The organism is Thiobacillus denitrificans, from assembly GCF_001530125.1.
Lineage (GTDB): Bacteria > Pseudomonadota > Gammaproteobacteria > Burkholderiales > Thiobacillaceae > Thiobacillus > Thiobacillus denitrificans_C.
In genome coordinates this window covers 1-721 of the sequence record NZ_LDUG01000057.1, presented here as the reverse complement: position 1 = coordinate 721, position 721 = coordinate 1, and the positions used below count along the sequence as shown (strand labels likewise).

Below are 721 nucleotides of genomic sequence, written 5' to 3'. Positions count from 1 at the left end.
GGCGCCGCGATGGCAGCCACCCCGAGCGCATCATCCAGCGAAAAGTCCAGGTCCAGATCGACATTCGTCATAGGCGCTGACACAGCCGATCCCGCCTGCGCGAATGACGCGATGGTGCCGGTCGGGTGAGGTTTTTTGGCTTCGCCGATGTAATCCTCAGCAGCAGGCTGTCCGCCAGGTTGGTACATCGGGTTGTCGGGATCGACCTGCCGGCCCATCTCGGCGATGTAAGCCCACTCGGGGCCGAAGCCCTGCGTGAGGTTAAACGCTTCGAGGGCGACGCCGTCAAAAGCCTTGCTGTCATGCCGTTTGGCATAAATTTCCAGCAGCTTGCCATGAATGGCCACGCGCATCGGGGTGGTACGCAAGGCTTCCTTGAGGATTTCTTCCGCCTGCAGGTCGCGACCGTAGGCCAGGTACACATCGGCTTCGGCCACCGGGTCTACATCTCCACCCGCATCAAGTTGACTGGGTGAATACGCCACAGACGAGCCCGTGGTTTTACCTTCGTTGGTGTCAACGCGCTGGCCGCCACTGGCGCCGAAGAAAGAGTCGGGCTGCAGCCGGCTTTCCAGAAAAGAGCTGTCTACCTGGGCGGCTTTGTTGCGCCGGCGATAGCGGTAAAAGCCAAAACCGGCCAACAGCGCCAGCAATCCTCCCGCGAGCGGCAGCATCAGCGGGTTGGCGATCCATTCGTCGATCAGGCCGGACTCAGGAGGGG

1 protein-coding gene is annotated in these 721 nt (G+C 61.6%); it reads right to left on the bottom strand.

Translation table 11 applies throughout. The annotated features are described in order from the left end of the window. A partial coding sequence (locus ABW22_RS15855) for a FimV family protein (RefSeq protein ID WP_419184934.1) occupies nt 1-721 on the bottom strand: 721 nt, incomplete at both ends.